This window comes from Paenibacillus tepidiphilus, assembly GCF_008635795.1.
GTDB lineage: Bacteria > Bacillota > Bacilli > Paenibacillales > Paenibacillaceae > Paenibacillus_AQ > Paenibacillus_AQ tepidiphilus.
The window spans coordinates 1-18,391 of record NZ_VWRQ01000021.1 but is presented as its reverse complement, the minus strand read 5'-3'; the positions used below and the strand labels follow the sequence as shown (position 1 = coordinate 18,391).

At 55.4% G+C, this 18,391-nt stretch carries 24 protein-coding genes; 14 read left to right on the top strand and 10 right to left on the bottom strand.

What is annotated here, in order from left to right; genetic code table 11:
* Nucleotides 1-20: 20 nt before the first annotated feature.
* Nucleotides 21-263, bottom strand: coding sequence for a ferredoxin (locus F1379_RS22765; RefSeq protein WP_150274346.1), 243 nt, complete (start codon nt 261-263; stop codon nt 21-23).
* Nucleotides 264-593: 330 nt separating this feature from the next.
* Here F1379_RS22765 and F1379_RS22760 point away from each other — a divergent pair, with 330 nt between their 5' ends.
* On the top strand, nt 594-1,115 hold the full coding sequence (locus tag F1379_RS22760; RefSeq protein ID WP_239004770.1) for a GNAT family N-acetyltransferase: 522 nt from the start codon (nt 594-596) through the stop codon (nt 1,113-1,115).
* A gap of 134 nt (nt 1,116-1,249) precedes the next feature.
* Entirely contained in the window at nt 1,250-1,495 is a 246-nt protein-coding gene (locus F1379_RS22755; protein WP_150274344.1) for a hypothetical protein, read from the top strand.
* A gap of 10 nt (nt 1,496-1,505) precedes the next feature.
* Here the strand turns inward: F1379_RS22755 and F1379_RS22750 are convergent, their stop codons facing one another.
* Nucleotides 1,506-2,333 carry a serine/threonine protein kinase gene (locus F1379_RS22750; protein WP_150274341.1) on the bottom strand — a complete coding sequence of 276 codons (828 nt, stop codon included), beginning with the start codon at nt 2,331-2,333 and terminating at the stop codon, nt 1,506-1,508.
* A gap of 82 nt (nt 2,334-2,415) precedes the next feature.
* Nucleotides 2,416-3,249 (bottom strand): methyl-accepting chemotaxis protein, encoded by an 834-nt coding sequence (locus F1379_RS22745; protein ID WP_150274339.1) that lies wholly within the window; start codon nt 3,247-3,249, stop codon nt 2,416-2,418.
* A 208-nt stretch (nt 3,250-3,457) separates the two neighbouring features.
* On the opposite strand from F1379_RS22745, the gene F1379_RS22740 reads away from it, so the two are divergent.
* Nucleotides 3,458-4,369 carry a hypothetical protein gene (locus tag F1379_RS22740; protein WP_150274337.1) on the top strand — a complete coding sequence of 304 codons (912 nt, stop codon included), beginning with the start codon at nt 3,458-3,460 and terminating at the stop codon, nt 4,367-4,369.
* 183 nt (nt 4,370-4,552) lie between these two features.
* Here F1379_RS22740 and thiD read toward each other — a convergent pair whose 3' ends face one another.
* From thiD to F1379_RS22725, 3 genes are all read right to left on the bottom strand, one after another.
* A complete protein-coding gene (gene thiD / locus F1379_RS22735; RefSeq protein ID WP_150274335.1) occupies nt 4,553-5,365 on the bottom strand; it encodes a bifunctional hydroxymethylpyrimidine kinase/phosphomethylpyrimidine kinase in 813 nt (270 codons plus the stop codon).
* Nucleotides 5,366-5,483: 118 nt separating this feature from the next.
* A complete protein-coding gene (locus tag F1379_RS22730; protein ID WP_162551258.1) occupies nt 5,484-6,479 on the bottom strand; it encodes a DUF4850 domain-containing protein in 996 nt (331 codons plus the stop codon).
* Nucleotides 6,463-7,011 carry an RNA polymerase sigma factor gene (locus F1379_RS22725; protein WP_150274331.1) on the bottom strand — a complete coding sequence of 183 codons (549 nt, stop codon included), beginning with the start codon at nt 7,009-7,011 and terminating at the stop codon, nt 6,463-6,465. Before F1379_RS22725 ends, F1379_RS22730 begins: the two co-directional genes overlap by 17 nt.
* A gap of 194 nt (nt 7,012-7,205) precedes the next feature.
* Between F1379_RS22725 and F1379_RS22720 the strand changes: the two genes are divergently transcribed.
* Nucleotides 7,206-8,312: a tetratricopeptide repeat-containing glycosyltransferase family 2 protein gene (locus F1379_RS22720; protein WP_150274329.1), complete on the top strand. Its 1,107-nt coding sequence runs from the start codon at nt 7,206-7,208 to the stop codon at nt 8,310-8,312.
* A 112-nt stretch (nt 8,313-8,424) separates the two neighbouring features.
* Here the strand turns inward: F1379_RS22720 and F1379_RS22715 are convergent, their stop codons facing one another.
* Nucleotides 8,425-9,183 (bottom strand): SGNH/GDSL hydrolase family protein, encoded by a 759-nt coding sequence (locus F1379_RS22715; RefSeq protein ID WP_150274327.1) that lies wholly within the window; start codon nt 9,181-9,183, stop codon nt 8,425-8,427.
* Between the two features lie 208 nt (nt 9,184-9,391).
* On the opposite strand from F1379_RS22715, the gene F1379_RS22710 reads away from it, so the two are divergent.
* The 4 genes from F1379_RS22710 to F1379_RS22695 all read left to right on the top strand — a co-directional run bounded on the left by F1379_RS22710 (nt 9,392) and on the right by F1379_RS22695 (nt 12,028).
* Nucleotides 9,392-9,796 carry a hypothetical protein gene (locus F1379_RS22710; RefSeq protein ID WP_150274325.1) on the top strand — a complete coding sequence of 135 codons (405 nt, stop codon included), beginning with the start codon at nt 9,392-9,394 and terminating at the stop codon, nt 9,794-9,796.
* A 7-nt stretch (nt 9,797-9,803) separates the two neighbouring features.
* Nucleotides 9,804-10,211, top strand: coding sequence for a hypothetical protein (locus tag F1379_RS22705; RefSeq protein WP_150274323.1), 408 nt, complete (start codon nt 9,804-9,806; stop codon nt 10,209-10,211).
* A gap of 196 nt (nt 10,212-10,407) precedes the next feature.
* Nucleotides 10,408-10,779 (top strand): hypothetical protein, encoded by a 372-nt coding sequence (locus F1379_RS22700; RefSeq protein WP_150274321.1) that lies wholly within the window; start codon nt 10,408-10,410, stop codon nt 10,777-10,779.
* 16 nt (nt 10,780-10,795) lie between these two features.
* Entirely contained in the window at nt 10,796-12,028 is a 1,233-nt protein-coding gene (locus F1379_RS22695) for a sialidase family protein (RefSeq protein WP_150274319.1), read from the top strand.
* A gap of 81 nt (nt 12,029-12,109) precedes the next feature.
* On the opposite strand, the gene F1379_RS22690 is transcribed toward F1379_RS22695, so the two are convergent.
* Entirely contained in the window at nt 12,110-13,213 is a 1,104-nt protein-coding gene (locus F1379_RS22690) for a glycosyltransferase family 4 protein (RefSeq protein WP_150274317.1), read from the bottom strand.
* 87 nt (nt 13,214-13,300) lie between these two features.
* Here F1379_RS22690 and F1379_RS22685 point away from each other — a divergent pair, with 87 nt between their 5' ends.
* Nucleotides 13,301-13,807: a DinB family protein gene (locus F1379_RS22685; protein WP_162551257.1), complete on the top strand. Its 507-nt coding sequence runs from the start codon at nt 13,301-13,303 to the stop codon at nt 13,805-13,807.
* Between the two features lie 46 nt (nt 13,808-13,853).
* On the opposite strand, the gene F1379_RS22680 is transcribed toward F1379_RS22685, so the two are convergent.
* The gene (locus F1379_RS22680; protein ID WP_239004769.1) at nt 13,854-14,669 is read right to left on the bottom strand and encodes a sugar phosphate isomerase/epimerase family protein; all 816 of its coding nucleotides are present in this window, start codon (nt 14,667-14,669) and stop codon (nt 13,854-13,856) included.
* Between the two features lie 248 nt (nt 14,670-14,917).
* On the opposite strand from F1379_RS22680, the gene F1379_RS22675 reads away from it, so the two are divergent.
* Nucleotides 14,918-15,304 carry a YkvA family protein gene (locus tag F1379_RS22675; protein ID WP_150274309.1) on the top strand — a complete coding sequence of 129 codons (387 nt, stop codon included), beginning with the start codon at nt 14,918-14,920 and terminating at the stop codon, nt 15,302-15,304.
* Here the strand turns inward: F1379_RS22675 and F1379_RS22670 are convergent, their stop codons facing one another.
* Nucleotides 15,305-15,694, bottom strand: coding sequence for a winged helix-turn-helix transcriptional regulator (locus tag F1379_RS22670; protein WP_150274307.1), 390 nt, complete (start codon nt 15,692-15,694; stop codon nt 15,305-15,307).
* Between the two features lie 149 nt (nt 15,695-15,843).
* Here F1379_RS22670 and F1379_RS22665 point away from each other — a divergent pair, with 149 nt between their 5' ends.
* From F1379_RS22665 to F1379_RS30095, 4 genes are all read left to right on the top strand, one after another.
* A complete protein-coding gene (locus F1379_RS22665; protein WP_150274304.1) occupies nt 15,844-16,524 on the top strand; it encodes an NAD(P)H-dependent oxidoreductase in 681 nt (226 codons plus the stop codon).
* Nucleotides 16,525-16,853: 329 nt separating this feature from the next.
* A complete protein-coding gene (locus F1379_RS22660) occupies nt 16,854-17,270 on the top strand; it encodes a CidA/LrgA family protein (RefSeq protein WP_150274302.1) in 417 nt (138 codons plus the stop codon).
* Entirely contained in the window at nt 17,267-17,956 is a 690-nt protein-coding gene (locus tag F1379_RS22655) for an LrgB family protein (RefSeq protein WP_150274300.1), read from the top strand. The genes F1379_RS22660 and F1379_RS22655 overlap by 4 nt, the downstream gene beginning before the upstream one ends.
* Before the next feature lie 118 nt (nt 17,957-18,074).
* On the top strand, nt 18,075-18,248 hold the full coding sequence (locus F1379_RS30095) for a hypothetical protein (RefSeq protein ID WP_203457161.1): 174 nt from the start codon (nt 18,075-18,077) through the stop codon (nt 18,246-18,248).
* The last annotated feature ends 143 nt before the right edge of the window (nt 18,249-18,391 follow it).

The following is an 18,391-nucleotide window of genomic DNA, read 5'->3' as shown; positions in this document are numbered from 1 at the left end:
GGTCTATTGGCGGCCAGGGCTTAGGATGCCGAAGCAAACGGTGCATCGCCTAATATGATGCAGTTCGTCGGGCAGCTGTCCACGGCATCCTGCAGTTCATCCAGCAGGTCCTCGTTAATGGCGGTTACTCCGCGGTTACCGTCACCCTCAAAAATCACTTCGGCGAATCCGTCATCATCCAGATCAAAGATGGCGGGGGCTGCAGAATTGCAGGCGCCGCAGGAAATGCATTCTTCCTGGTTTACGGTGGCAAATTGGCTCATTGCTTACATCGCTCCCTTGGTCACAATAATGATCAACTACAGCTCTCAATTATCTTGTCATTTGACAGCGATTGCAGCTAGGAAAAAATTCACATCAAATGGCTTGAATTTACAATATATTTGATCAAGCAGCGGACAAATAGTATATTGTCCAGGGCAGCGTTCACCGGTGTGGAGTAAGATGTAATACCTTACTTATTAATGTGCTAATCAAGGGCTCTCCGGTCTGTAACCCTGGCAACTCCGGCGCGCGACCAGCGCCCAGCGGCCCAACGGGCGCCCGAGCTCCCCCGGCCGCTGCCACAATCAACCAAAGGAAGGACTCTGATAATGCACAAGGACGATTATTCAGCTTATACCATGCATGCAATGACCGAACCTGAAGCGCTCAGCATAGCGGAATGGAGATATGAAGCACCCTATGAGTTTTACAATGTGACGGGAGAGGTGGAGGAGGTGTTGGCGGAACTGCTGGACGGCTCCTATTATGCCGTGCGCGGCAACGCGGAAGAGCTTGTCGGGTTCTTCTGTTACGGGCAGGCGGCCCAGGTTCCCGGAGGCATCCGTCAGGGGCTATACGCAGGCGAGCATGTGCTCGATATCGGACTGGGTCTCAAGCCGGAGCTTACGGGCCAGGGCAGGGGACTACCTTTCCTGCAAAGAGGCATCGAGTTTGGCATCAAGCGCTTTGCGCCGCATAAGCTCAGACTCAGTGTCGCTGCGTTCAACGCCCGGGCGATTGCCTTGTACAGCAAGGCGGGATTTACTCCAGCAGGCAGCTTCGTCAACGCTGCCGGTGAATGGACGACCACATTCCAGCTGATGGAAATGGAATGCCGCCGCCCGGAATAAGAGCTCAGCGCCAGGTATTTCATCACCATCCGGAGCATCGCTTACACAGCCCGGTAACATTTGCATTGACCCGGGGAATATGTTCTAATTTTAAGTATATTCATCCCATTAAATCATTCCAAGGAGGCGGTATTATGTTCAAAAAGCTGATCAAGAAGGTTATGCATTCCGTAGAGCATAGCAGTCATCGGCACTCAAGCAGCCATCGGGGAAGGCGGGGGCACACCCATTATTCCAGCTCCGGACGGGGGCGGGTAAACTACCGTCATTCCAGCAGCGCCGGGGCGCGATACGGAAGAGGTTCATCTTCGGACTACCGCCAAGGCGGTCACAGAGGGCATAAGTACTACAAGAATCGCTACGGCAGCCATTCCAGTTAACTTTGTCCGATCAGGCTTTGAGTTCCGGGAGACTCCGCTCTAGATCGGAGACCAACTCGGAGGTATGGAGATAGGGCTTATCCTCTTCAAGCAGCCGAAGCAGGATCTGCTTCAGCGGCAACGACAACGCCAGCTCATCCATCCAGTCCGCCTCTGCCGCATCATGCCCGGGATCAAACCTGGAGTAGAGCATAAAGAGCATCAAATCGCCAATGTCGGATAAATCCGACGGTATACTAGCAGGCCGGGGCGGCGTAACGCCGTTCCGGCCTGCTTTGCCGTGCGGGTGATCGGCCGGCAGCGGCGAGCCCAGACGTGCGGCCAGCCCGAAATCAATCAGGTACAGCTCACCGGCATGCATAATGACATTGGGTATCCGGATGTCCATATGCGCGTAGCCGCGGTCATGAACATGCCGTACGCGCTCAAGCAGCGTCAGGGTCCAGCGAACCGTATCCTGTTCGCCGAAGGTCATGCGCTCGCCAAAGATCAGATCCTCCAGCGTCTGCCCTTCCACCAAATCGGTAACCAGCCAGCAGGAGCGCTTCTCCTCAAAGTAGCCGCGGCAGGCCGGGATATACGGGTGATCCAGCGCCTGCAGCACATCCCGCTCGCGGGCCAATAGCCGCTGGCCGATCCCTTTCTTGCTCGGCTTGGCCTGCTTGAGCGCCACAGTCCGCTGCTCCAGCCGGTCATAGCAGCGGTAGGTAATCCCGTAGCTGCCGACTCCGAGCGGGGATATTACCGTGTATCTCCCTGCAAGAACGCTTCCTTCCGGAAGCGGGTAGTCCGCCCAGGCCTGCAGGAAATTTTGAATAAAGGTATACAGCCTACTCACCCGCCGTCCTCCAAATTTGCTCCATTATATCACCCGTGAAACATGGCCCGCCACTATTGCCGGGAGGACAGCAACCATCTGCTTACTGCGCGTTGACTTCGATAATTTTGCGGATCAGGGCCTTCAGATTCTGATTGGTCGCATTGAGCTGATCAATCGTCTCCATGAAATCGGTGACCAGCTGAGCCTGTTCCAGAGAGGAGGAGGCAATTTCGGCGACTTCACTTTCCATCAGCTTCATGGAGCTTTGCACCACCTTAAGCGATTGCTCGATGCGGCCTGTTGCTTCTTTGGTATGTACGGACATTTTGCGGATTTCATCGGCGACAACGCCGAATCCGGCCCCGGCCTCACCTACACGCGCCGCTTCAATGGCGGCATTAAGCCCCAGCAGATTGCTCTGCTCGGAGATTTCACGGATAAAGCTGGCCACCTCAGTGACTTTTTTGGAGTCCTCAACGGTCTGCTTGGTATTGGAGAGAATCTCTTCCGTTGTGGAGCTCAGCTCCTGGGAATGCGCGGCAACATGCTGAATGCTGTCCACCAGCCGTCCGGTGATGGCTTCTGCTTCTTCCATCAGCTGTCTCAGCTGATCCTGATTGCCCATGCTATAGGTCAAGCTTAGACTGGCAACGACTGCACCCTCTTCCTTGACCGGAATGAACACGGCGTCGAACGGCATGCCGAACAGCTCAGCAGGAAAATGAGCATAGGATTTTTCTTCGCCATCCTTCAAATCCCGGAATTCTCTGTTCTCATCATTCAACGGGTCACCGGCCTTGAAATCAAGCGGCAGGGACTCACTCTTGGAGAAGTACAGAAACTTCTCACGGTCATACAACGAAATCGCGCAGTCTTCGCGAATGGCTTGCTTGAGATAGGGCATAGCGGCAATAAGCACATCTGTGATATTCATGGGGAAGGTTCCTTCTTTCTAAAGTTTAGTTAATTATTATTTTTAGGTATCTATATGTTATCGACCAGAGGTGCTGAAATGTTTACTCCGGCCGGGCAGCCAATCGTGAAGACAAGGCAGAGTGGAGAATTGGAGGCGATCTCTGTTAGAATAGAGGGAGTACCAAGAACAGGACCAACAGGCATCATTTATAAAAGGAGAAATGAAAGTGAGCGACAAATTAAAGCAAGCGTATGAACGTTTGGGACTGCCTGAAAACGTATCCAGGGAAGAGATTAACAAGAGATTCGATTTGCTGATCAAACGGCAGCGTTCCAAAAAAAATGACGACGAGGAAAGATCGGCGCCGGAAGAGGATTTCCAAACCTTCAAGTTTATCCTCGACACCCTGGACAAGCAGGAAATTGCTGAAGCCGAGGAGCAGCGTTTGGCCAAATACGGCAAATTGTCGGGCGTTGCCAGCAAGACGGAGCGGTTCTTCCGCCTGTACCGGACGCATGTTATTATCTCCGTGATTGCAGTCATTGTACTGGCCATAGCCGGTAATGCCATTTATAACAATATTCAGCATAAAAAATATCTGGCCTCCCTGCCGCCACTCGACGCGTCAGTCATGTTCCTCGGCAATTTCGGGGTGCAGGACCCGGACGGCGAGACAGCGCCCTTGGAGCAGGCTTTCATTGAGCAATATCCGGAATGGAAGCGGGTGAGCGCGACTATCACCTATCTGCCTAAAGTCGGAGAGGGCGCAACCGGCTTCGATATGAACTATATGCAGAAGGCTGTAGTCGAGCTGGCAGCCAACCGGCCGAATATTCTGATTCTGGACGAAGAGACAGTGGAGTGGATCGGAGGCCAGGAGGGCTTTCAGGATCTGCAGCAGCTGGTGACGGATGGAACGCTGGCCAAGGATGATCCCCGGCTGAAATGGGGCACCAATTCCGAGACCGGCCAGGAGGTGCTGTATGCCGTGGATATTACGGACTCGCCGTTTGTGGCGGCGCTGCCGATCAACCGGGCGACCCAGCGGATTCTGATCGGTGTGCTTGCAGACGATGAAGTCAAAGCCAAAGCGCTGGGTCTCATCGCACATATAGCCGGGGAATCCTCCCCGGAATAATAAGCGCAGCTGGGCACTACCGGCAATGTCAACGCAGAGCTGCAGCAGCAGTTTGTCCATAACTGAGCCGCCCTGCAGAGAACACCATCCGCCTAAGAAGCTAAGTTAACTACTCGCAACAAATAGGAGCTGCCCCAAGCCATTGCATCGGCTACGGGGACAGCTCCTATTTGGCGATGGGGCCTAGTTCTCCAGGCGGTAGCCGCCGTGGAAGACAGGGCCTACATATTGATTAAAGGCATAGCCGCTACGGATCGCTGCCGAGACGAAGTCCTTTGCCTTGGCAACGGCATCGTGAACGGACAAGCCGTTCGCCAGACCGCCGGTAATTGCGGCGGCGAAGGTGCAGCCTGCACCGTGATTATGCGCCGGTTCGATCTTGACCGATTCCAGGACAGTGAAATCGGAGCCGTCGAAGAATACATCGATGGCCGTGTCTCCGCCGAGCGCCTTGCCGCCTTTCACAACGACATTCTTCGTGCCGAGCTTGTGAATCAGGCGGGCGGCTTCTTTCATATCCTCGATGCTGCTAAGCTTGCCCAGTCCGGAGAGCACGCCGGCCTCGAACAGGTTAGGGGTAGCAACGGTGGCGAGTGGAAGGAGCAGGTCACGGATTGCGTTGGCGCTCTCCGGATTCAGCACTTCATCTTCGCCTTTGCAGACCATAACCGGGTCGATTACGACATTTTGCTGCCGGCTGGCTTTGATTGCCTGCTCGGCTACCTGTACGATCTCCACGCTGCCGAGCATCCCGGTCTTCATCGCATCGACCGGACCGCCGGCGAATACCGTCTTGAGCTGCTCGGCGACGATTGCCGCATCGACCGGGTAGACATTGTGGTGCCAGCCGTTATCCGGGTCCATCGTTACGATGGTCGTCAACGCGCTGAACCCGTAAGTGCCGTATTCCTCAAAGGTCTTGAGGTCGGCCTGAATGCCCGCGCCTCCGCTGGAGTCACTGCCGGCAATGGTTAACGTTTTGATGATTTTTGACAAAGCAAACGTCCCCTTCTAATATACGGATTGTTGAAGTCTGACTGTGATGCATCAATAAACTCTCCGCTATTATAACACCAAACGACTCCAGCGTCCGCAAATTCACCTATAAAATGAGCTATTCCACAGGCAGCTGCAGCGCCCCTTGGTGAGTCTGGAAGAAGCTGAGCACGGTATCGCGTGTCCCGTCCATTACAGAATCCGGGGAGAGCGTGAATTCCAGCCGGCGGATGTGATAGCCCCATTCCCCTTCTTCATAATAGAGAGCACCTTCTTTCACATAACCGTCTGCGTCAGCTGCTTCAGTATAGCGCACCATCCGCTGCTCCGGACCCAGAACCTCCTGACGGGTAAAGTTCAACGGCTCCATGCTGTAGCCGTACGATTCGGCCCATGCTGTCTTGCCCGGAAAATAACTGCCGATCGTGACGACGGCACAGCCGTGGCAGCCCCAGTTATTGTCGGTATAATGCAGGGTTTGCTGCGGATTTTCCGGATCTGTGAACGTGGTTCCGTAAGAGCCGTTCGCCCCAATAACGGCCGAGGCCTGCCAGCCCTTCGGGGCGAGCAGCAGATAGCCGCTGCCGCCAACGGCGTGGTATACGAGCGCCGCCTGCAGTTCGCCCATCAAGCCGGCTGGCAGCGCGTCCGTCATCTCCGGCAGCCCCGGCGGCTCGGCTGTGGAGGGCTGGCTGCCGTCATCCACGCTCGGAACCGCGAGAATGGTGGAGAGGGGCAGCGGCACCGTTCCCGCGCCGCCCTCCGCAGCGGGGAAATCCACCAGCGGCTGCGGGGGCTCGGCTGCGGGGTTCGGCGTCACGGGAGCTACACTGTCGCTGCCCCCTTCCGCCGCCGGGGCTGTTCCCGCCGGCAGCGGTGCCGCTGCCTCCGGCCCCCACGTGACCGCGCCGAACCAGCCGCTGCTGTAGCCGGCCAGCAGCAATACAGCCGCCAGCGGCAGCAGCGCGAGGCTGTAAGCCCAGCGGCGGGAACGGCTGCGCGGTACTTCCTCCAGCCGCTGCAGTACATTCTGCTGCAGCTGCGGACTAAAGCTGCCGTCCGCAAACGGCTTATTCTTCATTTGCTCTTCCCAATCCTTATTGCTGTTGCCCATCATCCTTCAGCTCCTTCTCCCAGCCTTGGGCCGCTTTCCGCCGGGCCCGCTGCAGTCTTGATTTGACAGCGGACAGCGACAGGCCCAGTGTGGCTGCCATTTCCTCCATCGACATGCCGTAATGGGCGTGCAGCATCAGCACCTCGCGGTCTTTGCGGGGCAGCCTCAGCACCAGTGCCCATACATCCCCGTGCAGCGATTGCCGCAGAAACTCCTCCTCGGCTGAACGTTCTGCGCCGCTTGGCTCCGGAGTATCCTGCAGCGTCACCCTGCGGATAAAGCTGCTGCTGCGGAAGGTCAGAAAGCGGCCTCTGGCAATGCGCAGCAGCCAGGTCTTGACGGAGGCGTCACCGCGGAAGCTGCCCATATATTTATAGGCCCGGATAAAGGTCTCCTGGGCGATATCGTCGGCGGCGCTACGGCTGCCGGAGAGAAAATAAGCATAATTCCAGATATCATCCCCGTACGTATCCATCAGCGCCTGCAGTTCGCCGGGTTCCATCAGGGCAGTCTCATTGCGCCTGCTGTTCATGCTGTTCCTCCTTCTCTACTCTTTATTGACCCTTGCATCCGCAGAAAAGTTGCTTGCTGCAAGTGATTTTGCAGGAAAAAAGATAGGCCTGCAGGTTCCTCGCCGGATGTAGGTGAGTACAAGAGTTCCTTACGGAAGCAGGTGCATATCAATAAAGTAGCACTAAATATGCGTTCAGGAGGAACAAGGGACTTATGATCGAAATCAGCCTGTGCATGATCGTCCGCAATGAAGAGAACAGTCTGCCCCGCTGCTTGTCATCCATGAAGGGGATCGCCGACGAGATTATCATTGTCGATACCGGCTCGACCGACCGGACCAAAGAAATCGCTGCATCCTTCGGTGCCGTGATCCATGATTTTGCCTGGGTTGATGATTTCTCCGCTGCCCGGAACTTCGCCTTCAGCAAGGCGACAAAGGAATACATCTTCTGGTTCGACGCCGACGACTTCCTCAAGGAAGAGGATCAGGCGCGCTTTCAGGAGCTGAAGCGCACGCTGCCGCCGGAGGTGGACAGCGTCAGTATGCAGTACAATCTGGCCTTTGACAGTGAGGGGCAGGTGATTACTTCCCTGCGCCGCAACCGGCTTGTACGCCGCAGCTGCAACTTCCGCTGGATCGGTCCCGTGCATGAATATCTGGAGGTGTACGGCAATCTGTACAGCAGCGATGTCAGCGTGACCCATGAGAAAGACAAAGCCTATACGGACCGCAATCTGCGGATTTACCGCAAGCGGGAGGAAGCCGGAGAGAGCTTCTCGCCGCGTGATCAGTTCTATTATGCCAACGAGCTGCGCGACCACAGCTTGGCTGCGGAAGCGTCCGCTTATTATGAGAGGTTTCTGGACGGGGGCCAGGGCTGGATCGAGGACAATCTGCAGGCCTGTCTGCGCCTGGCCGAATGCCGCCAGCAGCTGGGCGACCCTGACGGGGCATTTGCAGCGCTCTGCCGGGCGCTGCGGTATGACAAGCCCCGGCCGGAGCTCTGCTGCCGGCTGGCTGCATGGCATCTGGACCGAGGGCAGTACACTCCCGCCATCTACTGGTACGAGACCGCGCTGCTGCTGCCGCGCCCGGCAGAGTCCATGGGGATGTGGAACGGGGCTTATGACACCTGGCTGCCGAATCTGCAGCTGGCGTTATGTTATGACCGCATCGGAGATCCGGAGAAGGGCAATCTCTACAACGAAACAGCGCTGTGCTACCAGCCGAATCATCCCAGCATGCTCTATAACCGTGAGTATTTCAAACAAGTGCTCGGCGACAAATATGTATCGCTGCAGCCGCAGCCGGAAGCCTAACGGGTTTATAAACCAATACAAAAAGCCTCCCGAAATGCTGCTTTCGGGAAGCTTGGACGGCAATGCCGTGAGACTGAAGGGAAGGCTGAATGCTTGCGGCCCGTGCCTTAAGCTAATGCCTTGCAGCAGGGTGGAAGCCGCCGTCCTGCAGCAGGTGCGGTTCGCTGCTGCGGATGAAGCTCAGTACCTTGTCGTATATAATGCGGTGTCCTTCACGGTTCGGATGGATGCCGTCCACACAGATCAGTCTGGTAAAGTCCGGTTCCTGCAGGAACGCACTGCGGATATCGATCAGCCGGGTTCCGGTATTTTCCGCCACCTTCATGATGGTGGAATTGTATTTCTCCTGCCACCAGTAGATTTTCGTAACGCTGCCGAGCCACTTCAGAATATTGACCTCCGACTTCGGATTACTGCCGCTGACCCATTTGAAGTAGCTGTCGGCGTTCAGCGGAGGAAGATTCATCAGGACTGGCACGATATTCTGGCCCTTGAGGTAATCAATCATGTCCAGGAGCATCGCTTCAAATTTCGGAAAAGCGGTTTTCGGATTATGCTCCGCGTCGGGATTAAGCGCGATCTCTTCCCAGTGGAAGTCGCAATCATTGCCGCCGTATTCAATCAATACGATATCGGGCTTATCCTTCACGACATCCCGCTGCAAATTGCCGAAGCCCTTCATCAACGTGTTGCCGAACCGTGCGGTGTTGCGCAGTCCGCCCTTCAGCTTATCCTGGAGCAAGGAGACATAATTGTCCTCCAGAATAACATATTTGCTTCTTGATTCATCGTAAATGACACCTTTGGAAATGGAATCGCCGCTGACCAGTGTTTTAAATTTCGCCCCGGCTCCCTCTGTCCAAGTATTCATTGTTATCATCGCCTCATCTTTGCCTGAAGATTCCTATGTTTTATTAGTGTACTGCTGCAGGCAGGGGTATGCCTATACACAGATGTCATGGTTTTTGCCACTGCCCAGCCTCCCCCCGAAAGAAACAGGCCACAAAGGTCCAAACAACTGCAGCAATCCGCCATATGCTGATTGTAAGTTCACTATCCGATATGAAGGAGGTTTGGTTATGGTACAGCTTGTCGATTTCAGTAAAAGCACCGTGAACAGCTTCAGCCAGTCGCTCGCCGTTCCGGTTGCTGCGGCGCCCTCCAGTACGCTGCTTACCAACTTTGGGTTGTTCGTTACGCAAGGGGGCAATGTGCTGCTGAACGCTACGATCGGAATGCAGTCTGTCGGCGGCTCGCCGATCCTGATGTTTATACTGGCACGGAACGGCACGCCTATTTTTACAATTCAAACCCAAATCAGCAGCGCCGGAGATTTTGAGGACGTTACTTTCAGCTATGTGGATACTAATATTCCCACAGGCTACTACAGTTACACCATGAGTGTCTCGCTGGTCAATTCTGCCGCTGTGAATGCGGCCAATGTGGTGGGTCCCGCCGATTTCTCGGGACTCTCGATGGGGTGAGCGGAGAATGGCGCAGATTATTGATTTCGGTAAAAATGTTCCGTCCAGCTTCAGTCAGACGACATCATTTTCGGTTCAAGTATTGCCCAACAGCACGATTCTGGGACAGTTTGGCCTTAACGTGGCCGCGGGAGGGTCCGCTCTGCTACAGGCGACAGTCGGGCTGCAGAACACCGGCGGGACGCCTGGTGCCGATTGCATTTATACCATCGTCCGTAACGGAGCGGCCATCTTTTCGATACGTGCAGGAGGCATTCCGGCGGAAGTCTTCGACGGGGTTAGCTTTTCGTATATGGACAGCGGCCTTCCAGCCGGCTATTACGCATACGGACTCACCGTTTCCGCCTTCACCGGTGCCGCTCCGCCGAACGTTGTCGGACCGCTGGTCTTCTCAGGAATGTCACTGCTCATGTAATGGTCCGGGTAGGGATGCGCAAGCATCCTTTTTTTAATGCTGCATTCCCCTGCATGTTCTATAAACCTTTCGCTCATTGGACAAAATCCGTCAACATAATCATATAAAAGCGGTCATTTGAAGATGGGAGGAAATATTATGCGAACAATCGTTAGAAGAGCTTGCTCTTCCGGCGGCAGGAGGGGGGGGCAGGAGCATGCCGTATACCACAGGCGCCGTCTATAACCCGCCGGCTGGCCTGAATCATATCGACCGGATTCAGATTTCCTGTCTGAATGATTCCACGATGGTGCCGATCAATTTGAATCTGCAGATTTTTCATTTCCGCGGCGTCAATTTCACCCGTTTCCCGGTCGGAGAGGCGTTGTTCCAGATCAACGCCCAGCAGCTGATTGTACAGACCTACTCAGTCAATATTGCAGATTACTATGAAGTGCAGATGAATTTCTACAGTGCAGTCAACACGATGATCAACGTGTTCGCACTCGATGCCGCAGGCAATGTATTGGACCGGATTTTGCAGCCTGAGCTTACATACATTGACCGGTTGTCCATCATTCCAACATGACCAAGGGGGATAGGCCATGGTAAATGTCAATGTGACCGCAGCGCTTCCGGGTAACCATATCGAGCCCTCGATTGTGGTCAGCTTGCTTAACCCGAACATCATGTGCGTGGTGGCGGTGGATGACAGCACCGGAACGGCGCTGACGGGATTCTACCGGTCGGTGGACGGCGGCCAGACCTGGTCGAATACCATTTTGCCGCAGGCGCCGGGCTTTATGAGCGCAGAAGCACCGACGATAGACTACACCTTCCCAAGCACCTTTATCGTTGCAGTCCATTTTTTCAATGAATTCAATGACGGTACGATCGCCACCTACACTTCCTTTGATGATGGGGCAACCTTTAATCCGCCGGTCATTGTCCGCAGAGGGTATGGAACTTATCTGCATAATGATGAACCGTTTCTGGCTTCCGACTTTTCACCCTCCAGCCCGTATCTGGGTAATGTGTATGTCGGTTATACACCGCTATATAATCTGGCAGTGAATTCAGCGATCTTCTTCCAGCGCTCATTGGACAAAGGCTTGACCTGGGAGCCTCCGATCCGCATCTCGGACCCGCGCGGCCGGATCGAACGCGCCGCGCTGGTCGTGGGGCTCGCAGGTCAAGTGTACGCGGGCTATATTCTGATCGGCGGAGGACCGACCTATGCGCTGGTGCGTGTATCGCAGGACGGCGGAGCAACCTTCAGCCCGCCTGCCAACCGCGGGGCCACCTTTATTGCCAATACGGTGCCGGTGCCCAGCCCATTGCCTGTGCCGGGGTATGCCTTCCGCGTGCAGACCAATCTGGCCCTCGGGGCCGATATTTCGGATGGCCAGTTCGCAGGCTCCGTATATGCGGTTTGGAATGATTTCCGGCAGGGCTATGCTGACATTTTCTTCTCGCGTTCACCGGACGGTCTCCTGTGGTCGGCGCCGGTCAGTATCACAGGCTCACCGCCCGGCTCCCAGAATTTCTCGCCCTCCATTACAGTCTCGCCCTTTAACGGTACGATCCGCGTGATTTATTACACGAACCGGCTGAACGGTTTCCTGCTCGATGTGTTTGTGGCGGAGTCGATCAACAGCGGCCTGTCCTTTGTGAACACCAGACTTACGGATGTATCCACCAATCCGAACGGCAATTCACCGACCCCGGTTCCGCTGATCGGAGATTATATTACGGCGGCCACCCAGTTCCCCAACACGCTGGCGGCAGTGTGGAATGACTCCCGCCTCGGCAAGCAGGATGTTATCTTCGGCCAATAGAACCGCTGCTTTTATAGAACCCGAGAAACAGGACAGCAGCAAATCCGGTAATTCTGGATTGCTGCTGTTTGGGTTGCAGGTTCAGCTTTTGCCGGTCCGGAAGATGCCCGATAAGCGGGATCTGGCGGACGCGCGCGGCTGCTGGGCTGCGCTACCCGAGAGAAATCGGAGGACGGCCTCTTCCAGCTTCTTCACGCTGTTCTCCCAGGTCCATCCCGCCGAATCGATCTCACCCTGCCGGGCCAGGCGGGCGCGGAGCGGGTGGTCCATGGCCAGCCGGGCGACATCCGAGGCCAGCCGGTTCTCATACCGGTACGAGAGCAGGCAGTTCTCCTCATGGCGGGCATATTCGAGATTGCCGCCGGAGTAGACCGATACGAGCGCGGCGCCGCAGCGCATCGCCTCGAGTCCGGGCAGGGAGCCGGTGTCGAAGCTGCTGGAGCTGACGAAGATATCGGCGCAATTGTAGTGGTAGCACAGCTCCGCATCATTCGGCGGCGTATAAAAGCGGTATTTGCCGCTTGCCTTCATCGCCTGCAGGGAGGGGGAGCTATAGAACTCATCCGGCGGGCTGATGAAATTGATATTCACATGCGGCAGGTTCTGCTTGACGGCGTCCAGCTGCTGCACCAGATAGCTCTGCTCGCGGTGCCAGGAGAAGCCGTTCTCCTCCTTGCGGAGAATGGCCGTGATGTTCAGCGGCTCCTGCAGCCGGTGGCGGATGCTCAGGTTCCGGAAAGCGGCACTGATCCCGACCGGTACGATGCTGCCGGTAATGCCATGGCCCAATTCGATCAGCTCCTGCTGCCATTGTGACAAAACGATCAAATTGGGAGTGATATGATAAGAAGGAAAGGATTTCTCGTTCTCCGGCAGAAACAGCGGTTCATAGCAAAGAGAAAGCCTTACATGTACACCCTTACCGTTGCTGCTGGCCGCTTCGGCGACCGGGACAGTGGTGTAGAAATTGGATACGATGACATCGGCATATGGGAAATCCGTCTCCCGCAGCACTGTGTGATCGGTGCGGAGCAGCGTGGAGTGGACCGTATACGAAACATCACCCCCCAGCGGCATGAGGATCACAACCTGGTGGCCCATGGCCGTAAGGCCGTTGGTAAGCTCAACCAGCATCCGCTGCGCCCCGCCATGGCATAGGGTGAGAATGGGAAAGGTGAATCTCAAGGCTGATCGCTTCCCTTCTGTAAATGGGGTGTACAGGCAAGTTAAGCAAGCGTTTTGCCATTATTTTATTCAGGGGAGGCCATGAAGGTGAGCGAAATCATTACAGAGTGTATGCGGAGACTGGAACAATCCTTGGGGTACATCGAAAAGGCGGTCGGAGAGCTGCCGGAGGACAAAATCTGGCTCCGCCCAAGGCCGAAAATGAACGCCATCGGCAATTTGTGCCTGCATTTGGCAGGCAACGAAGCACAGCATATCGGCGGGGCAATCGGCGGATCAGGAACGGTGCGGGACCGGCGCGGAGAATTTCTGGCCCGCGGGGGAATGAGCGGAGCCGAGCTGCTGGACCGGCTGCGGACAGTCAGGGAGGAGAGCCGGTGTGTGGTCCGGCAGCTTACGGGCGGTGATTTGGAGCGGGAGGTAACGGTGTATTATCCGGAGGACTCCGGCGTGCAGAGTTACCGGTGGAGCATTCAGAAGGTACTGATCGGTACGGCAGAGCATTATGCTTACCATACCGGCCAGATTGTGCTCGCCGCCAGATGGCTGCAGGACGAGGATATCCACCTGCTGAACTGGAAGCATTATGAATAAGGCCGGCTGGTGGTCTTCCAGGCTCCGCCGGCCGCTGAGCTTCGTCTTACTTATCGCGCAGGTGATTTAGCAGCGACACGGTTTCCTTGATTTCGCTGCCAGTGATCTCCTCAAGAGAAACATCGATCATCGGTTTATAGCTCTGCAGCTTGTTCAGGAACCGTGCGGTATGGAACAAGCCCTGTCCCGATTTGCCATGGCGGATGTGTTCACCTTCGGCATAGATATCCTTCAAGTGGGCCAATATGATCCGGTCGCCATACAGCTCGAACGCCTGGTCGACGATCTGGTCCTGACGCTCTACATCGGCTCCGATCAGGTTGCAGGGATCAAAGACGATGCCGATGGCGCTGGAAGGCACTTCATCCAGAATACGCTGTATTTTCTCCGGACTGGACAGTGTGTGGGAGGATACACCTTCCAGTGCCAGGAAGACGCCCCATTTCTCCGCTTCTTCAGCCAGCTCTTCAACAGTGGATTTGAAGATATCCCACCCGATACTCTCGTACCGCTCAGGATCGGACGCCTTGAAGGTGGTCAGGCCGCCGCTTTCGGTAGCGACCATAGGTGCGCCGAAGTGACGGGCATACCGTAAATGCTCCTTGAACCGGTTAATCTCTGCCCGGCGGACCGCCGGATCGGGATGAATCGGGTCGATATAGCAGCCGAGCACCCCGATGCGGATGCCCGCACGGTCGAAATGCTCCCCGATATAGTTGGCCAGGCCCGGGCTGAGCTTGCCTGTAGATAAGTCAATATCGGCAATGGCCTTGGACAGCGCAAGCTGCACAAAGTCGATGCCGTAGGTTGCCAGCTCGGCGGTAAGTTCCTGAAGCGGAAGACGACCGGCCGTATGCGCCAAAGTTCCGTATCTGATAGCAAACCTCTCCTTCCACAAAATGCGTAATAGTCTCACATGATCCATACTAAAGTATGCGTTTTTATAGTGGCAATACTAAACTTTTTTACCTGGGCTTCCGGAGCCGGGGCTCCTGCAGCAAGCCGGGTTCGTTTCAATCCGGCAGATCGGCGGTATGTAAGTTCATAGGCAGCAGGTTAGCTGCATACAGGTTAGCTGCATAACGGAAGAAATTCAGGAGGGATGAATCCATGAAGGAGCACAGGCAGCAATTGCCGGCTGCGGCGGGGAGTGCAGAGCTTACCGAGGCCTTCCAGTACAAGCGGGAGAACGAAGCGCTGGTCAAAAAGAGCTTCTGGAGCAAGCTGCGCAAATTTGCCGGCCGGATTCCGTTCACCAGAGATGCCGTGGCCATGTATTACTGCGCCCTTGACGCCAAAACTCCGCTCTGGGCCAAGGGCATTGCCTTCGGGGCACTGGCCTATTTCATTTCACCGCTCGATACGATTCCTGATGCCTTTATCGGCCTCGGACTCACCGACGATGCAGCGATTATCGCCGCCGGTGTCCGTGCTTTGGCCGGTCAGGTGACCGATGAACACCGGCAGAAGTCAGAGCATTTCTTTGATGAAGAATAACTACATCGGCAGCTCTTTATCACTTGAACAGCTCTCTGCGGAGAGCTGTTTGCTTTGATATTCCAGCCCCCATACTTTCATCTGCTGAATAATCGGGATCAGTGTCTGCCCGAACGGTGTCAGTGAGTACTCCACCTTCGGGGGGATCTGCTGGTACACTTCGCGGTGAACGATGCCGTCTTCCTCCAGCTCGCGCAGCTGCAGGGTCAGCATACGCTGCGTAATGCCGGGACAGATTCTGCGGAATTCGTTGAACCGCTTGCAGCCGTCCATCAGATGATACAGCAGCACACCCTTCCATTTGCCGCCAATGACACCCAGCGTGAATTCCACGGGGCAGGCCACTCCGCCTTCCGGACACTCGCCAAATCCGCCTTTGCGCTCCCTCATGCTGGAACACTCCTTACAGTATCAATTTGTATACTACATATCAAAAATGTGCGTACTTCCAACTCTGCTGTATATATTTTAAGATTAGCTCGTAAGCAAGTGCCAGTCAATTCAATTTCCCTTGCCGGGACGAAAGGGTGTAATGAACGATGGAAGCAACAGCGACAGCAGCAATCAAGGAAGATATTTTAGCGGCCTTTGCCTTTAGACATGCGGCCAAGGAGTTCGACAGCAGCCGCGTAATCAGCGAAGAGGATTTTCAGTTTATTCTGGAGACCGGACGCCTCTCGCCAAGCTCCTTCGGATTCGAGCCGTGGCGCTTCGTCGTGGTGCAGAGTCCCGAAATCCGGGAGAAGCTGAAGCCCCATGCCTGGGGGGCGCAAAAGCAGCTGCCTACAGCCAGCCACTTTATGCTGATTCTGGCCCGTCAACCGCACGACATGAGCGCCGGCTCGGCTTATCTGCGCAGCATGACGGAAGGCGTGCAGAAGCTTCCGGCGGACGTGGCTGCAGGCAAGGAGAAGGCTTTTGCCGCTTTTCTGGCGAACGACTTTGCGCTGGCGGGCAATGACCGGGCCTTGTTCGAATGGGCGGCCCGCCAGACCTACCTGGCGCTCGGAAATATGATGACTGCCGCCGCACAGATCGGCATCGACTCCTGCCCGATTGAGGGCTTCAATAAAGCGGCTATCGAAGAAATTTTGACGGCGGAGGGCATTATGGACCCCGGGCATTTCGGTATCGCCTGCATGGCCGCCTTCGGCTATCGCCTGAACGAACCCCGCGGGAAGACCCGGCAAAGCGCTGATCAGGTCATTCAGTGGGTGTAAGCGACAGCGGCATAATCAGAAGTTCTTCTAAGCATTCGCTATAGTTATGAGCAGCTCTTTCTGCAGGGAGCAGACCTTTCGCACAAAGCAGACCTTTCTGAACGTTGACGGCTTAGCCGTATGCAATCGGAAGGGTCTTTGTGTTATTAGCGCATTCACACATAGTCGGGCAATCAGAGATCGATAATTTCTGAAATTTGCTTGAAATCTGCTTGAAATCCGCTTATTGTAATTGAAAATTTACTGAAAGGTCTGATAGTCTTATAAAGTCAGCCGTTTCGGAAGTCATATCATGCTCTACATTTCAAGATTGAAGGGATTCCTGCATCGTGAAAATCATTCGTATCATTGTCCAGATCGGTGTGCTGTATGTGTTCTTCCTGGCCGGGGAGTTTCTGCAGAAGCAGCTTCAGCTTCCTGTACCGGGCAGTATTGTCGGACTGCTGCTGCTGTTTGCCCTGCTCTTGCTCAAGATCGTGCCGGTAAAGATGATTGAAGAGGGCTCCTCCTTTATCCTTGCTTACCTGCCGATGTTCTTCATCCCGGCAACAGCGGGAATTATGAACCATTTGGATATGTTCAGCGGCAGAGGCCTGCTCCTGATCGGCATTCTGGTCGTCAGCAGCGTCATTACGATGGCGGTGACGGCCCATTCCAGCGAGTGGATTGCCAGCCGCAGCAAGGCACTGGGGAACCGCCGGACATTTGTCCCGCTGATCCGCAGCAAGAAGGAGAAGGAAGCATGAACGTGCTGCTTGCCCTGGTCTTTATTCTGCTCAGCGTCGGTGTCTATCTCCTCATGTCCATGCTCTATAAACGTTACCGCCTGCCGGTTCTGCTGCCTGCCTTGACCGCAACTTTTACATTGGTTGTTCTGCTGCTCGGCCTGCATATTTCATATGAGACCTACATGATCGGCGGGGAGTGGATCAACCGGCTGCTCGGTCCGGCGGTGGTATCCCTGGCGTATCCTCTCTATAAACAGCGCCACGTGCTGTGGCAGAATCTCCCGGCCGTGCTGGGCGGGACGTTCACCGGCCTGCTGGTCGGCATGTTCAGCGGTCTGCTGCTGGCGCTCTGGTTCGGCTTCTCCAAAATGTATGTACTTTCGGTGCTGCCGAAGTCGATTACGACAGCGGTGGCGATTCAGATATCCGGCAATCTCGGCGGGGATGCGTCGCTGACCTCGGTGTTCGTCATGATTGCCGGCTTCACCGGTGCCATTGGCGGTCCCTACATTATCAAGCTGTTCCGCATCCGCGGCGAATCGGGGATCGGCATCGGATTGGGCACGGCCTCCCATGCCCTTGGCACCGCCAAAGCGCTGGAATACGGCGAGCGGGCTGTCTCAATGAGCTCTGTAGCCATGACGGTCTCTGCCATCGTCGGTTCCATCGTCGGCCCGGTGGCCGCCTGGATGCTGTATCACTAGGCTCCGGAGACTGCCAAGACGAGTGCGGGCAGAAATAATGTTTGTAAATTTGACTATCGGGTAACTATAACTATGGGAAAGACAGTAACACTCATATAACCGATAGGAGGGAATTGTCATGCCGGACTACAGTCAAGACGAAGCGGAAATCCGCAATAAAGAGAACAAAGACGGTGATTCACTGGCCGAGCGCAAGAAGATGGAGAATGGTGTGGACATTGAGCCCGAGGCCGACGATTGGGTAGCCAAACCGGCCGAAACCGCCCATCCCGACCCGCTTCCCAAAAATTAAAGATACTGATTTGCCAGGCAGACCATCCTTCGGGGTGGTCTGTTGTTGTTATGGCTTTAGCCAGTTGAGTGCGTGAAACGCGCGAAACAAAAAACCACCCGCTATGCGGGTGGAGGGACTGAGGGTTTGACCACTAAGACCAT

What these genes read in the sequence shown, in the direction of transcription:
- F1379_RS22765 (WP_150274346.1), bottom strand. Translation starts at nt 263, where the DNA reads ATGAGCCAATTTGCCACCGTAAACCAGGAAGAATGCATTTCCTGCGGC.
- F1379_RS22760 (WP_239004770.1), top strand. Translation starts at nt 594, where the DNA reads ATGCACAAGGACGATTATTCAGCTTATACCATGCATGCAATGACCGAA.
- F1379_RS22755 (WP_150274344.1), top strand. Translation starts at nt 1,250, where the DNA reads ATGTTCAAAAAGCTGATCAAGAAGGTTATGCATTCCGTAGAGCATAGC.
- F1379_RS22745 (WP_150274339.1), bottom strand. Translation starts at nt 3,249, where the DNA reads ATGAATATCACAGATGTGCTTATTGCCGCTATGCCCTATCTCAAGCAA.
- F1379_RS22730 (WP_162551258.1), bottom strand. Translation starts at nt 6,479, where the DNA reads ATGGGCAACAGCAATAAGGATTGGGAAGAGCAAATGAAGAATAAGCCG.
- F1379_RS22725 (WP_150274331.1), bottom strand. Translation starts at nt 7,011, where the DNA reads ATGAACAGCAGGCGCAATGAGACTGCCCTGATGGAACCCGGCGAACTG.
- F1379_RS22720 (WP_150274329.1), top strand. Translation starts at nt 7,206, where the DNA reads ATGATCGAAATCAGCCTGTGCATGATCGTCCGCAATGAAGAGAACAGT.
- F1379_RS22715 (WP_150274327.1), bottom strand. Translation starts at nt 9,183, where the DNA reads ATGAATACTTGGACAGAGGGAGCCGGGGCGAAATTTAAAACACTGGTC.
- F1379_RS22710 (WP_150274325.1), top strand. Translation starts at nt 9,392, where the DNA reads ATGGTACAGCTTGTCGATTTCAGTAAAAGCACCGTGAACAGCTTCAGC.
- F1379_RS22705 (WP_150274323.1), top strand. Translation starts at nt 9,804, where the DNA reads ATGGCGCAGATTATTGATTTCGGTAAAAATGTTCCGTCCAGCTTCAGT.
- F1379_RS22700 (WP_150274321.1), top strand. Translation starts at nt 10,408, where the DNA reads ATGCCGTATACCACAGGCGCCGTCTATAACCCGCCGGCTGGCCTGAAT.
- F1379_RS22695 (WP_150274319.1), top strand. Translation starts at nt 10,796, where the DNA reads ATGGTAAATGTCAATGTGACCGCAGCGCTTCCGGGTAACCATATCGAG.
- F1379_RS22675 (WP_150274309.1), top strand. Translation starts at nt 14,918, where the DNA reads ATGAAGGAGCACAGGCAGCAATTGCCGGCTGCGGCGGGGAGTGCAGAG.
- F1379_RS22670 (WP_150274307.1), bottom strand. Translation starts at nt 15,694, where the DNA reads ATGAGGGAGCGCAAAGGCGGATTTGGCGAGTGTCCGGAAGGCGGAGTG.
- F1379_RS22665 (WP_150274304.1), top strand. Translation starts at nt 15,844, where the DNA reads ATGGAAGCAACAGCGACAGCAGCAATCAAGGAAGATATTTTAGCGGCC.
- F1379_RS22655 (WP_150274300.1), top strand. Translation starts at nt 17,267, where the DNA reads ATGAACGTGCTGCTTGCCCTGGTCTTTATTCTGCTCAGCGTCGGTGTC.
- F1379_RS30095 (WP_203457161.1), top strand. Translation starts at nt 18,075, where the DNA reads ATGCCGGACTACAGTCAAGACGAAGCGGAAATCCGCAATAAAGAGAAC.